14 protein-coding genes are annotated in these 12,774 nt (G+C 70.7%); 5 read left to right on the forward strand and 9 right to left on the reverse strand.

Going from position 1 to position 12,774, the window contains the following annotated elements:
* Positions 1-44: 44 nt before the first annotated feature.
* Together IE97_RS0112110 and IE97_RS0112115 are read left to right on the forward strand one after the other, a co-directional pair.
* A complete protein-coding gene (locus tag IE97_RS0112110; RefSeq protein WP_030236567.1) occupies positions 45-1,040 on the forward strand; it encodes a glycosyltransferase family 2 protein in 996 nt (331 codons plus the stop codon).
* A 78-nt stretch (positions 1,041-1,118) separates the two neighbouring features.
* The gene (locus IE97_RS0112115) at positions 1,119-1,685 is read left to right on the forward strand and encodes a hypothetical protein (RefSeq protein WP_037844240.1); all 567 of its coding nucleotides are present in this window, start codon (positions 1,119-1,121) and stop codon (positions 1,683-1,685) included.
* Positions 1,686-1,691: 6 nt separating this feature from the next.
* Here IE97_RS0112115 and IE97_RS0112120 read toward each other — a convergent pair whose 3' ends face one another.
* The 3 genes from IE97_RS0112120 to IE97_RS0112130 all read right to left on the reverse strand — a co-directional run bounded on the left by IE97_RS0112120 (position 1,692) and on the right by IE97_RS0112130 (position 3,751).
* The gene (locus tag IE97_RS0112120; RefSeq protein WP_030236573.1) at positions 1,692-2,204 is read right to left on the reverse strand and encodes a DUF2165 domain-containing protein; all 513 of its coding nucleotides are present in this window, start codon (positions 2,202-2,204) and stop codon (positions 1,692-1,694) included.
* Between the two features lie 75 nt (positions 2,205-2,279).
* Positions 2,280-3,146, reverse strand: a complete 867-nt coding sequence (locus tag IE97_RS0112125; RefSeq protein ID WP_030236576.1) for an ABC transporter permease — start codon at positions 3,144-3,146, stop codon at positions 2,280-2,282.
* Positions 3,143-3,751 carry an ATP-binding cassette domain-containing protein gene (locus IE97_RS0112130; RefSeq protein WP_030236578.1) on the reverse strand — a complete coding sequence of 203 codons (609 nt, stop codon included), beginning with the start codon at positions 3,749-3,751 and terminating at the stop codon, positions 3,143-3,145. The genes IE97_RS0112125 and IE97_RS0112130 overlap by 4 nt, the downstream gene beginning before the upstream one ends.
* A 204-nt stretch (positions 3,752-3,955) precedes the next feature.
* Between IE97_RS0112130 and IE97_RS0112135 the strand changes: the two genes are divergently transcribed.
* Positions 3,956-4,660 (forward strand): response regulator transcription factor, encoded by a 705-nt coding sequence (locus tag IE97_RS0112135; protein WP_030236581.1) that lies wholly within the window; start codon positions 3,956-3,958, stop codon positions 4,658-4,660.
* Here IE97_RS0112135 and IE97_RS0112140 read toward each other — a convergent pair.
* Positions 4,624-6,288: a sensor histidine kinase gene (locus IE97_RS0112140; RefSeq protein ID WP_030236584.1), complete on the reverse strand. Its 1,665-nt coding sequence runs from the start codon at positions 6,286-6,288 to the stop codon at positions 4,624-4,626. The genes IE97_RS0112135 and IE97_RS0112140 overlap by 37 nt on opposite strands.
* 285 nt (positions 6,289-6,573) lie before the next feature.
* Between IE97_RS0112140 and IE97_RS0112145 the strand changes: the two genes are divergently transcribed.
* A complete protein-coding gene (locus IE97_RS0112145) occupies positions 6,574-6,930 on the forward strand; it encodes a hypothetical protein (RefSeq protein WP_030236587.1) in 357 nt (118 codons plus the stop codon).
* Positions 6,931-7,005: 75 nt separating this feature from the next.
* Here IE97_RS0112145 and IE97_RS0112150 read toward each other — a convergent pair whose 3' ends face one another.
* From IE97_RS0112150 to IE97_RS0112170, 5 genes are all read right to left on the reverse strand, one after another.
* The gene (locus tag IE97_RS0112150; protein WP_078603188.1) at positions 7,006-8,220 is read right to left on the reverse strand and encodes an ABC transporter permease; all 1,215 of its coding nucleotides are present in this window, start codon (positions 8,218-8,220) and stop codon (positions 7,006-7,008) included.
* Positions 8,217-8,927, reverse strand: a complete 711-nt coding sequence (locus IE97_RS0112155; RefSeq protein WP_030236617.1) for an ABC transporter ATP-binding protein — start codon at positions 8,925-8,927, stop codon at positions 8,217-8,219. Before IE97_RS0112155 ends, IE97_RS0112150 begins: the two co-directional genes overlap by 4 nt.
* Positions 8,924-10,234: a peptidoglycan-binding domain-containing protein gene (locus tag IE97_RS0112160; protein ID WP_030236620.1), complete on the reverse strand. Its 1,311-nt coding sequence runs from the start codon at positions 10,232-10,234 to the stop codon at positions 8,924-8,926. Before IE97_RS0112160 ends, IE97_RS0112155 begins: the two co-directional genes overlap by 4 nt.
* 2 nt (positions 10,235-10,236) lie before the next feature.
* The gene (locus tag IE97_RS0112165; protein WP_030236625.1) at positions 10,237-10,821 is read right to left on the reverse strand and encodes a hypothetical protein; all 585 of its coding nucleotides are present in this window, start codon (positions 10,819-10,821) and stop codon (positions 10,237-10,239) included.
* Between the two features lie 92 nt (positions 10,822-10,913).
* Positions 10,914-12,107: an epoxide hydrolase family protein gene (locus tag IE97_RS0112170; RefSeq protein WP_030236628.1), complete on the reverse strand. Its 1,194-nt coding sequence runs from the start codon at positions 12,105-12,107 to the stop codon at positions 10,914-10,916.
* 82 nt (positions 12,108-12,189) lie between these two features.
* Here IE97_RS0112170 and IE97_RS0112175 point away from each other — a divergent pair, with 82 nt between their 5' ends.
* Positions 12,190-12,765, forward strand: a complete 576-nt coding sequence (locus tag IE97_RS0112175; protein ID WP_030236632.1) for a CGNR zinc finger domain-containing protein — start codon at positions 12,190-12,192, stop codon at positions 12,763-12,765.
* Positions 12,766-12,774 lie beyond the last annotated feature (9 nt).

A 12,774-nucleotide genomic window follows, 5' to 3' on the forward strand; every position in this document is an offset into this window, starting at 1 on the left:
TCATTTACTACCGTATGAGTAATTTGCCGGAGTGAGGAGCGGCCGTGGACCCGACGATCGCGTGCGTCGTGCCGTGTCACAACGAGGAGGCGGCCGTCGGCAAGGTGGTGCGCGACCTGCGGGCGGCACTCCCCGAAGCGGTCGTCTACGTCTACGACAACGCCTCCACCGACCGCACGGTGGCGGTCGCCCGGGAGGCGGGCGCGATCGTCCGGCAGGAGACCCGCAAGGGCAAGGGCAACGTCATCCGCCGCGCCTTCGCCGACGTCGACGCCGACGCCCTGCTCATCATCGACGGCGACGACACCTATGACGCCTCCCGCGCCCGGGATCTCGTCGACCTGCTCTTCGAGGGACCGTACGACCAGGTCGTGGGCGCCCGCCGGGTCACGGACGACGGCGCCTACCGGACCGGACACGCGGTCGGCAACAGGGTGCTCACCGGGGCGGTGCGCTCCCTCTTCGGCAACGACGTGACCGACATGCTCAGCGGCTACCGCGTCTTCTCCCGGCGCTTCGTGAAGTCCTTCCCGGCCCTGGCCCGCGAGTTCGAGACCGAGACCGAGATGACGATCCACGCCCTCCACCTCCGCCTGCCGACGGCGGAGGTGCCCATCGACTACCGGGTCCGACCGGCCGGCGGCGAGAGCAAGCTGCGCACCTACCGGGACGGCTGGCGCATCCTGCGGGTCATCCTCGACCTGGCGAGACGCGAGCGCCCCTCCCTCGTCCACACCGTGATCGCCGGAGTCCTGGCCCTCGTCTCGGTCCTCCTCGGCATCCCCGTCATCGCCGAGTTCGTCCGCACCGGCACCGTGCCCCGCCTCCCCACGGCCATCCTCGCCGCCGCGATCATGACGATCGCCGCGCTGGTCCTGCTCGTGGGCTACATCCTCGAGTCGCTCATGCACATGCGGCAGGAACAGACCCGGCTCGTGCACCTCTCCTACCCGGCCCCCGTCCGCTCCCCGCGCCACGCCGTCCGCGGGGCCGGCACCGGCCCGGTCCCGGTCCGGAAGACCGCCGCCGAGGGCGGCTGAGCCTCCTGGGGAACAGCCTGCGCGCAGTACGATGATCGGAACCCCGGTGTGTGCGGGGTCCCGTGACTGAGGAGATGCGTGCCCGTGCCTGCCCGACTTCCCTCCTGGGCCTGGGTGACCGGGCTGACCGTGGGAGCGATAGCCGCGGTGACGGTCCTGGCCGTGCAGGCCGACAAGGGCCCGCACCCCACCGCCACCTCGGCCAAGCCGAGGAGCACGGCCTCGGCGGACAAGCAGCCCGCCCCCACCGCGTCCGCCCCGGCCAGGGTGCCCGACGGCTCCGGCACCGGCCGGCGCGTCGTCTACTCCCTCGGCGAGAAGCGGGTGTGGCTGGTCGACGCGAGCGAGGCCGCCCGTCGTACGTTCACGGTGTGGCCGGGCACGGTCAGCCCCGACCCCGGCACCTACACGGTGTCGTCCCGCAACGAGGGCACGACCGGCTCGGACGGCGTGCAGATCGAGCACATCATCTACTTCACCGCGAAGTCCGGCGTCTCCATCGCCTTCTCCAACGCGGTCGACGGCGCCTCGCCGCCGCCCGCCGACTCCGGCGCCAGGACGGGCGGGGTCCGGATGAAGAAGGCGGACGGCACGGCGCTGTGGGCGTTCGGCACGGTCGGTACGACCGTGACCGTGGTCAAGTGACCGTGCTCAACCAGCGGACGGCTCCGTACGCGGGGCCGACAGCTGGTTGACGATCAGCACGACCCCGCTGAACAGGAACACCCGGGTCGCGGCGTCCAGTCCGTTCCAGCTCTTCGACTGCCACATCGAGAACCACTCACCGCCTATCGCGATGAACCCGGCGCCGAACAGCAGCATCACCATCAGCAGCCCGTACGTGGAGAACTGCCGGGCACGCGCCTGATCACGCCGTACCCACAACCAGCTCCCGTACATGAGGACCAGCGCGGCGACGGTCTCCCAGACGATGATCAGGACGTAGGCGGTGTCCTGCAGCCCCGTGCTCGTTATGGCCCGCCACATCAGGTCCTCGTCCTTGAACGTGGTGTCCATGGCCAGAACATGGCGGACGAACTGCTGGTTGGTGCCGAAGTCGGTGATGTTCCCGAAGGCGACCAGTGCCATGTAGAGGGCGATGGTGGCGGTGAGCACGGTGGCGGCGAGAGACAGCGCGCCGCGAGAGGTTGGGGAGGTGGCCATGCCGATCATTCTCCCCGGCCGCCGGGGCGGACGCGATACCGCTGAACCAACCTGCTTCAGCGGCGACTTGACCAGTCAGTGTGCTTCCGTCTCGGACGCTGCGGGGGAGAGCGCGTCAGCCTGGCGCGGCGCGGGAAGGCCGGCCCTGCCGCTGCCTCGCCCGGGCGGCGTCCGGGCGCCCGGCGGCAGGGAGTTGCGGGTGCTGCGGCAGAAGCCCACCAGCGCCACCAGCGCGGCCGCCGCGAACCAGGTGAGCTGGATGGCCAGGTAGCCGGGTACCGGGGTGGTGGAGAATCCGGCCGCTGTGCTGGCCTGCATCGCCCCGTAGGAGGGCAGGTAGCGCATGACCGGGTTGTCGGCACCGGAACTGCTGATGGGGTTCTGCAGCGCCAGGTCGATGATGCTGGTCATCACGATGGCGAACATGCCCTCGACCTCCCGGCGCAGCAGGGAGCCGAAGCCGACACCGAGCGCGCCGTAGGTGAGTCCGGCGCAGAACAGCGCGGCGGCGAGCAGGAGGGGTTGGCGGGGTGTCCAGGCCAGGCAGGTGACGGCGGTGGCGTAGGCGGCGACCGCCGCCGACACCAGGGCCAAGGCGGTGACCTTGGCCAGGACCAGGTGGGCGCGGGGGTAGCCGGCCATGGCCAGCCGGCGGTCGAAGCCGCTGCCGGAGAACGTGGCGGCGAACATCATGAAGCCGGTGATCAGCGTGACGGCGTTGAGCGCGCCGCTGATCTCGGTCAGTTCGTTGCCGGGCGGCGCCAGCGCCTCTCCGGTGGCGCGAAGGCGCATCCGGGCCGGGGTGTCGGGCATCGCCAGGTACGCGAGGGTCGTCCACACCGGGACGAACAGGCCCACCAGGATCATGGCGAACCGGTTGCGGCCGTGCTCGATGAGGGTGAACCGGGTGGCGACGGCGAAGCGGGTCAGGTGGAACCTCACGCGGCGGCCCCCGCCTCGTCCGGGCGGAGCAGCCCGCCGTCCAGGCGCCACAGTTCGTCGAGGCGTTCGGTGTCGTACGCCAGGTGAGAGACGACCAGGACCGAACGTCCGGCATCACGCAGCCGCCCGGCCAGATCCCAGAACCGCTGGTAGGTGTCCCAGTCGAACCCCTGATACGGCTCGTCGAGCAGCAGCACCTGCGGATCGTGCATGAGCGCCAGCGTCACGTTCAGCTTCTGCCGGGTGCCGCCGCTGAGGTCACCGGCCCGCTCATCGGCGTATCCGGTGAAGCCCAGCACCTCCATGATCTCCTCGGCGTACCGCACGTCGGGGAGTCGGTAGGCCGTCTGGAAGAACGTCAGGTGCTGCCGGACCGTCAGAGCGTCGTTGACGACCACACGCTGCGCGCAGTAGCCGAACCGGCCGCTGTGACGGACGGTGCCGCGCACGGGCCGCAGTTCGCCGGACATGACCTTCAGCAGCGTGGACTTGCCGGCGCCGTTCTCCCCGACGATCCCGCACAGCGTGCCCGCCCGGAGCCGCAGGTCGACCCCCCGTAGGACCACCCGCCGACGGTAGGCATGATGCACATCCCTGACCTCCACGCCTGTCTCCCCCCGTAGACCTGGACGGGCCGTGACCCGGATGGCCCAACGACAGGAACGCGTTGAGGACACGGATCCCACACCGGGCCGACATGCTCGACGTGGAACAACTGGCTTACGTGCAAGGACCGTTGGACCCGGCGATGACTTTCCGCTTCTGTACTACGGTTTCCGGATGCGCGGTGCCTTGCTGGGGGAGAGACGTTGAGCGCTCGAATTCTGGTCGCCGAGGATGACGAGAAACAGTCCCGACTCATCCGGATCTACCTGGAGCGGGAGGGAAACGCGGTGCAGGTCGTCGCCGACGGTCGCGCGGCGCTGGAACGGGCCCGCTCCGTGAAACCGGATCTCATCGTTCTCGATGTGATGCTGCCCTTGGTCGACGGACTGGACGTGTGCCGCATTCTGCGTGCCGAATCGGATGTTCCGATTCTGCTTCTCACCGCGCGTACCACCGAGGAGGACATGCTCCTCGGCTTGGACCTGGGCGCCGACGACTACCTCACCAAGCCGTACAGCCCCCGTGAACTGACCGCACGGGTACGGGCGTTGCTGCGCCGGTCCAGAGGATCCGGCGGTGCCGCGGAGCCCACCGTGCTGCGGGTGGGCGAGGTGGAGGTGGACACCGCGCGCTTCGAGGTCCGGGTGGCGGGGCGGCCCGTGGCGCTGACCGCGAAGGAGTTCTCCATCCTGGAGACGCTCGCCCGGGAACCGGGCCGGGTCTTCACCCGGGCGCAGATCATCGAGCGTGTCTTCGGCTTCGACCGCGATGTGCTGGAGCGGACCGTCGACGCGCACGTGATGAACCTCCGGCGGAAGCTGGAGGCGGACCCGAGGCGGCCCCGCCACCTGGAGACCGTGTACGGCCGCGGTTACCGCCTGGCGGACGGGGCCTCCCCTCCCTCCTGAGGTGACGCGGGGTCACGGGGTTCGGGCAGCGCGATCGTGAACGTGGTTCCCACGCCCACCGCGCTGCGCACCTCGATGGTCCCGTCGTGGTCGGTGACGATCTGGCGGGCGATGGACAGCCCCAGCCCGCTGCCGCCGGTCGCACGGCCCCGCGCCGCGTCCGCCCGCCAGAACCGCTCGAAGAGGTGCGGCAGGTCTTCCGGCGGTATGCCCTTGCCGGTGTCGCGGACCTCCACGACGGCCCGCTCCGGGTCCGCTGTCAGAGCCAGGGTCACGGTGCCGCCGGGGGCCGTGGCGCGCAGGGCGTTTCCGACCAGGTTGCCGACGACCTGGCGCAGCCGGTCCGGGTCGGCGGTCACGGACACGGGCCGCGGCGCCTCCAGTGTCAGCCTGACGCCCGCCGCCTCCGCCTGGGCGCGGTGCGCCTGGCGGCCGGTCTCCAGCAGCTCGCGCAGCTCGACCTCGGTGCGGTGGTAGGTGAGCGCGCCGGCCTCAGCCAGAGCGAGGTCCTGGAGATCATCCACGATCCGCTGCTGCAGCAGTGCCTCCTCGTGGAGTGAGTCGAGCAGTTCCGGGGTCGGTTCCACGACCCCGTCCCGGAGCGCCTCCAGATACCCCCGCAGATTGGCCAGCGGTGTGCGCAGCTCGTGGGCGATGTCACTGGTGAGGCGGCGCTGGCGCTCCTCACCGGCCTGGATGGACTCGGCCATACGGTTGAAGGCGCCGCCGAGCTGCGCGATCTCGTCGCGGCCGGACACGGGGACGCGCCGCCCCAGGTCGCCCTCCCCCAGCCCCCGTGCGGCGAGGGTCAGGGCATGAACGGGGCGGAGTACGGCCCTGCTCAGCAGGAGGGCGCCGAAGATGACCGCGAGGGCGACACCGGCGGCCACAGCCACGGTCGGCGCGGCGGCCAGCACGGGCGGGGACTCGTCGCGGAACCCGAGGCGTACCTCCAGGCGCGGCGGGGCGGCGGAGCCGACCCGCTCGTTGAACACCCTTTGCAGACAGCTGGTGAACCGCTCCTCGGACACGCACGGCAGGGCGGCGGCGTGGTCCTGCCGGGTCGGCGGATCCGGGGCGCCGTCCCGCCTCGCGCACTGCGGGTGCCGGCGGTCGCCTGCCACCCGGGGGACGCCGACGGCGTCCGGCCGGGCCGTCACCTGGGCGCCCGCCCGGGTCAGGCACGCCGCGTACGCCGTAGTGGCGCGGTAGTCGGCGATCGCCTTGAGGGCCTGCTTGGCCGAGAGCCTCCGTACCTGACCCGCGGGGAAGCGCAGGACGGGGCGCGGGTCGACCAGGACCGCGGGCTGGTTTCCCAGGGCCCGGGGAGTACGGCCGGCGAGGGCGTCGGAGTCGGCGAGCAGGACGCCGGCCTCCGTGGTGACCCGGATCCGCTGACCGGTGTCGCGCGCCAACCGGGCCACCGTGGGGGACAGGCCGTCCCAGGTGCCGTGGGCGTAGCCGTACGCACGGAGCTCACCGGTGATCCTGGAGACCTCCTGGCGGCCCGCCGTGACGGTCTCCTGCACCTGGCGATTGGCCTGGCGGAGCGTCAGCCAGGCGGTGGCGGCGGTGGCCGCCATCGCGACCAGCATCAGCAGGCCGAGCACCCTGAGCCGGAAACTCATCGCATCCCATCTGTTTCGTGACGGTTGACGGAACCAGCATCTTCGGCCACCGCAAGAGGGCGACACCAGACACAGCACCCCGGAATGGCGCATTTCCGTTCAGAAAGCTTTTTGTCGCTCAGCAATCAAAAACCGCCAATCAGTTACGGAATCATTTCTTCAGTCCGTTTCGACGGCGATTGTTCTTACGCCCCTCGCATCCCGGTTGATGCAGGGGGTGCTGCTCTCCCACAGGTGCCATCCGGCTCCTGAGCGCAGCCGACCACAAAACACTGGGGGATCCGAATGAAGCGAACAATCGCAGCTCTCGTTCCCGCTGTCGCGGCGGTAGCCGTGGCCCTTCCGCTGTCGCTGGCCACCCCGGCAGCGGCGCACGCCCCTTGCGGCAGGACCGCGTCGGACCAGGACAACAGCTCCTGGAACCGGACGGCCAACGGCGCCAACCAGCGCAGCGGCTCCAGCACCAGCTGCGCCGCCAACGGCATCGCCTACAACACCCACCGGCTCGACTACCACTGCTACACGGTGGGCAACGACGGCAACACCTGGACGTACCTGCGCAACGACTCCACCGGTGTGTCCGGCTGGGTCCGTGACGACCTGCTGAGCGACGGTGGCAGCCTCATCCACTGCGGTTTCTAGCGCTACCCGGCGGGCGAGGCCCGTTGACGTAGTCGCAGCCACAGGGGCGGTTCCGGCCGGGACCGCCCCTGTTCCTCATGTTCCGGACAGCGCCTCGGTCGGCGCCAGCCTGCTGGCCCGCACCGCCGGATATAGCCCGGCGACCGCCCCGATGACCAGGGTGGTGCCGATGCCCGCCGCGCTGGCCCACATCGGCACCACCGTCGGCCAGTCGCGGCTGACGGCGTACCCCGACGTGATCAGCGTCCCGAGCACGGTCCCCGCGAGACCGCCGATGAGCGACAGCAGCAGCGACTCCATCACGAACTGGCCGCGGATCTGGCCCCGGGTGGCCCCGAGCGCGCGGCGCAGACCGATCTCCGGACGCCGTTCCAGCACCGAGATGACCATGGTGTTGCCGACGCCCACGCCACCGACGAGCAGCGCGACTCCTCCCAGGCCCAGCAGCAGCCCGGTCAGCGCCGACTCGGTGGCCTCACGGGCCGCGAGCGCGTCGGACGGCCGGGAGACCCTCACCTCGCCCGGTTTCTCCGGATGCGCCGTGGCGGCCAGGACCCCGCGGACCGCCGCGACCTGGCTGTCCTCCGCCCGGACGTAGACGGTGGAGGGATGGCCGTCGAAGCGGAGGTACGTCCGTGCCGCCGGCCAGCCGACCAGGGCGGCGCTGTCGAGTTCCGGCGCGAGCGGTACCGGATCGAGGACGCCGACCACCGAGAACCAGCGGCCGCCCAGCCACAACCGGGTCCCCGGTCGGTACACGTCGAGCCGCTGGGCGGCCGTGGCACCGAGGACGACCGCCGGGTACCGCTCGGTGGCGGCGTCCAGCCAACGGCCCTCGCGGATCCGGCCACCGACCGCGGGCAGCATGCCGGTGCCGGCCGCGAGGACGCTCAGGGAGCCGGTGCGGCCGATGGCGATGTGCTCGTTGCGGTAGACGTTCGCCCCGGTCGCCCCGGTCGCGGCCACCTGCTGGACGGGCGGGATGCGGCGGATCATCGCGACGGCCTCGGACGGCAGTCTGGCCTGTTCGCCCGTCAGCGACTCGCCGGGGGCGACCCGCAGCAGATTGGTCCCGAGCGCGTCGAGCCGGCGGTTCACCTCCGCCTGCCCGGAGCCCGAGATGCCGACCACGGCGATCATCGCGGCGACGCCGATGGCGATGCCGAGCGCCGAGAGGAAGACGCGCAGGGGCCGGGTCCGCAGCCCGGTACCGCCGAGCCGTACGACATCGGCGGGTCCGAGCCGCGCGGCCCGCAGTTCCGTCCGGCTGGTGACCCTGGTCTTCCTCACCGGGGCGCCCCGATCGTCGCGGCCCGGTCCGTGTCGCTGATCAGGCGCCCGTCGCGCATCTCCATGCGGCGCGGGAGCCCGGCCGCGATCTCACGGTCATGGGTGATGATCACCACCGTGGTGCCGGACGCGTGCAGGTCACGCAGCAGGCCGAGCACGGCGGCACCCGAGGCCGAGTCGAGGTTCCCCGTCGGTTCGTCCGCCAGCAGGACGGATGGCTCCCCGATCACCGCGCGGGCGACCGCGACCCGTTGCCGCTCGCCGCCGGAGAGCTGGTGCGGCAGATGACGGACACGATGACTGAGACCCACCCGGGCCAGTGCGTCCGCGGCCTCGGCGCGGCGGCGCCGGAGCGGCACACCCGCGTACAGCAGGCCGTCCGCGACGGAGTCCAGGACCGGGACACCCACCGCCAGATGGAACTGCTGGAAGACGAAACCGATCCGGGTGGCCCGCAGTGCGGAGACCTCGCGGTCGGACAGCTTCGCCACGTCATGCCCGTCGATCAGGACACGGCCCGACGAGGGCCGGTCGAGGCTGCCCATCAGATTGAGCATGCTGGACTTGCCGGAGCCGGACGGACCGACCACACCGACCAGCTCCCCGCGCCCGATCCGGAACGTCACCTCGTGGACCGCCGTCACTCCCCCCGGATACGTCTTGGAGACCGCGTCGAACTCCACGACCGGGGCAGACCCGCCACTCACTCCGGAATCCTCACCTTCATACCCTCACGGACGGCGGTGCCACTCACTTCCACCCTCCCGTCCGCGAACAGCCCGGTCTTCACCGCCAGGAACGTGCCTTTGGCCGTCTCCAGGCCGTAGCCGCCCTCCGCGAGCGCCACCAGCGCGGCGACCGGCACCGTGAACACGTCCTCCGCCTTCCGTCCCACGTACTCGACGGTGACGGGCCCGCTCTCCAGCCGCCCCAGGGACTTCTGGTCCTTGATGGTGACGGTCACCGGCACGGTCGCGGCTCCCTGTCCGGAGCCGCCCTCACCGCCCCCCTCGGGTGCCGTCGCCTCCTTCCCCACCGACGCCACCCGCCCGTCCACGGACCTGCCGTCGGGCAGCCGTACCCGCACGGCGGTGCCGCGTACGGCCCAGGAGGCGTCGGCGGCCGAGGCGTCGACGACGACCTTCCTGGCCGAGCCGGTGTAGGTGAGGGTGTTCTCGCCGACGGCGGCGCCGGGCCGGACGCCCGGGTGGCCGATCCGGATCCTGCCGGCCGAGTAGATGACGTCCCCGACGCCGACCGTGCCGGTCCGGGGCAGTCCGAGCGACTTCTGCCAGCGCTTGACCGCGTCGGCGGTACGGGCGGTGAACCTCTCGTCCACGGTGAAGCCGGTGTAGCCGAGCGCGGCCAGGTTGGTCTCGAACTGCAGGACGTCCATGCCCTTCAGCTCCCTGGGAGCGGCGGCCCGGGTGTCGCCCTCTCCGCCACCGCCGCCTCCCGCCGCCGGCGCCCCGGAAGGAGCGGCGCTCTTGCCGCCGGCGGCACCCGACTCCTGCCCGGCCTGCTGACCGCCTCCCTGCCGACCGTCCGCCTGGCCGCTTTCCTGGCCGCTCTCCTGCCCCTGCCCGGACGCGGGGACGGCCACCCCCAGGTCCCGGTACATGGGCAGCGACCCGTACAACAGCACCACCGGCCGGTCGTCGACACGCAGCAACGTGTCACCGCGCTCAGCCGTCGTCCCCGGCTCCGGCAGCCAGGTCACGGTCCCCGTCGCCTTCACCGGAAGCGGTATCTCCGTGCCGTATCCCAACCGCCCGTCCACCTGGGTGCGTTCGGTCAGGGTGGCCCGGGTGACCGGGACCAGCGAACCGGCCCGCGGCGGTGCGCTCGGACCCTCGTCCTGCCCGCCGCCGAGCCCCAGGGCGCCGATCACGGCGACCGCCGCCACGACGACCACGGCCGTGACGATCAGCGCCGTACGCCGCCCCCGTCTGCCACTCGGCGGCGCCGGAGCCGCGCCGGGCTCGTCATCGACGTGTGTCACCGTCTCCGTCATGATCAGCCCTTGCCGGGTCCCGCGTTCTCCGGAACGCCGACGATCGGCCCGCAGATCCGGATGGCCCGCTTGGCGCCGGCCGAACTCTGGTCCCATTCCCCCTGGCCGAGCCCGTCGGGACCGGGGTCGGGGAAGTCGGAGGCGCCGTTCTTCTGCATGCAGTCGGCGTACTCGCGCTTCACCTCGATCTGCTCGGGCGTGAGCTTCTGACTGCCCTTCTCGACGCCCTCGGGAACGGCTGTCTGGTACTTGGCGCACTTCTCCGTGGCCGCCCTGAACTTCGGGTCCTTCTTCAGGGCCACCCGGGCGTCGCCGCTGCCGAAGTCGATGTTCCCCTGCGCGTCCGGGTCCGGCGCGTCGAACCCGTTGTCCCGAAGGCACTTCACATAGACGCGCTGGGCCTTCACATACGCGGCCACCTCGTCGTCGCCGCTCTGCTCGCCGGACCCGCCGGCCGCCTGGGACGACGCGCCGCCGCTCGCGGCCGTGGGAACCTCCGGTCCGCCGTCGTCACCGCCACAGCCTGTCAGCGCCAAGGCCGTGATCATGGCCGCTGCCGCCGCCAGCAGTGTCCGATTCGCCCTCATCAGCTCTCCCGCTCTCCACTCGTACCCGCCCGCCGACCCGGTGGGCACGCCGACCGTAGGACGGAACCGATGAAGAACTTTTGAAGAACCTGTCAGCCGATCATTCGATCGCCGGATGGCTGGGCGGCCAGCACTGCCGCGAGGCCTTCTCGCAGATCGTCGACGAAATACCCGGGAACCTCCAGCGACGGAAAATGCCCCCCGCTTTCGGGCGACCTCCATCGGACGATCTGCCGGTACCGCTCCTGTGCCCAGGGGCGTGGACACTTCTCGATGTCGCGGGGATACATGGTGATCGCTGACGGGACGTCGACCCGGAGTCGCGGGTCGAGCGAGTTGTGGCTCTCGTAGTAGATGCGGGCCGCCGACGCGCCGCTCCGCGTCAGCCAATACAGGGTGACGTTGTCAAGAATGCGGTCTCTGGAGATCGTCTCGAACGGGCTGTCCTCGGTGTCCGACCACTCGGCGAACTTGTCGAGGATCCAGGCGAGAAGGCCGACCGGTGAGTCGACGAGCGAGTAGCCGATGGTCTGCGGTCGGGTCGCCTGCTGCTTCGCGTACGCCGCGCGGTGGCGCCAGAAGTCGCGGGTTTCCTCGGTCCACCTGCGCTCGACCGCCGTCAGCCCGTCCGTCGTCAACCCGGGCGGCGCCTCCGCGAACGTGGTGTGGATACCGAGAACGTGTTCCGGGAACCTGCCGCCGAGGACCGTGGTGATATTGCCTCCCCAGTCGCCGCCCTGGGCCACGAACTTGCTGTAGCCGAGCCTTTCCATCAGCTCCACCCATGCGGCCGCGATCTTCTCGGTTCCCCACCCGGTGGCGGTCGGCTTGTCGCTGTAGCCAAAACCCGGAAGCGACGGGGCCACGACGTGGAACGCCGGCGCGTCCGCGTCTTTCGGATCCGCCAGCTCGTCCACCACATCGATGAACTCGGCAATGCTGCCCGGCCAGCCGTGCGTCAAGACCAGGGGAGTGGCATCCGCGCGCGCGGATCGGCGGTGCAGGAAGTGAATTCCCAGACCATCAATGGTCGTACGGAACTGGCCGACACGGTTGAGGCGCTCTTCGAACGACCGCCACTTGTACCCGTCGCGCCAGTAGTTCACGACTTCGACGAGGTCGACGAGAGGAACGCCCTGTTCCCAGCGGCGAGGGCCGGGCGCGGCGCGAGGGACCGTCTCAGCCTCCGGTAGTCGCGCCGCGGCCAGTCGCGCGCGCAGATCGTCGAGGTCGGCGTCAGGTGCGTGGGCTTCGAATGCTTGCACGTCGCTGGTCGGACGGGGCATGAGGCCTCCAGGCCATCGCGGAACCGGCTATGACGGTTCTAACATGTCATCGCGTCCACGCACAACCAGCTAAGGTGGTTCCATGCGTGCTGGGTTCCCTGAGTTCCGCCTCGGTAAGGTGCTGGCGACCAGCTTCACGGCGACTCTGACGGAGCGTCAGGGCAACGCTGTGGAGCGCATTCCCACGCCGCACCGACTCGTCGACTGGCTGGCGGTGAACGGCCTCGCTGTGGACTCCTGCACCCCTGCCCAGCTCGACCTCGCTCGGGAACTGAGGGAGTCGATTCACGTCGCCGCGACAGCGGCCGCGCTCCAGGACGCTCTCCCCGCGTCCGCTGTCCAAGTCATCAACGACCGCAGTGCTCAGGGTCGGGCTGCCGCGATCCTGACGCCCGAGGGCAAGCGGCAATGGCGGCTCAGCTCGGGTTCCCGCGTGGAAGACGCCCTCGGCGTGATCGCCGCCGATGCGATCAGCGTCATCGCAGGCGAACGCGACGGAAGACTGGCCTTGTGTGCGTCACCGACCTGCCGAGCCGCCTTCTTCGACACCAGCCGGAGTCGCACCCGCAGGTGGTGCGAAATGAACACGTGCGGGAATCGTGAGAAGAAGGCGCGCTTCAATGCCAACCAGCGCGAACACCCCGGATCAGCGGAGTGACCGTTACCG

Source organism: Streptomyces sp. NRRL S-455 (assembly GCF_000717875.1).
Taxonomy (GTDB): domain Bacteria; phylum Actinomycetota; class Actinomycetes; order Streptomycetales; family Streptomycetaceae; genus Streptomyces.

Bases quoted from the DNA above. Each gene is read 5' to 3' on its own strand.
- IE97_RS0112120 (WP_030236573.1), bottom strand. From the start codon at position 2,204: ATGGCCACCTCCCCAACCTCTCGCGGCGCGCTGTCTCTCGCCGCCACC.
- IE97_RS0112140 (WP_030236584.1), bottom strand. From the start codon at position 6,288: ATGAGTTTCCGGCTCAGGGTGCTCGGCCTGCTGATGCTGGTCGCGATG.
- IE97_RS0112145 (WP_030236587.1), top strand. From the start codon at position 6,574: ATGAAGCGAACAATCGCAGCTCTCGTTCCCGCTGTCGCGGCGGTAGCC.
- IE97_RS0112160 (WP_030236620.1), bottom strand. From the start codon at position 10,234: ATGACGGAGACGGTGACACACGTCGATGACGAGCCCGGCGCGGCTCCG.
- IE97_RS0112165 (WP_030236625.1), bottom strand. From the start codon at position 10,821: ATGAGGGCGAATCGGACACTGCTGGCGGCGGCAGCGGCCATGATCACG.
- IE97_RS0112170 (WP_030236628.1), bottom strand. From the start codon at position 12,107: ATGCCCCGTCCGACCAGCGACGTGCAAGCATTCGAAGCCCACGCACCT.
- IE97_RS0112175 (WP_030236632.1), top strand. From the start codon at position 12,190: ATGCGTGCTGGGTTCCCTGAGTTCCGCCTCGGTAAGGTGCTGGCGACC.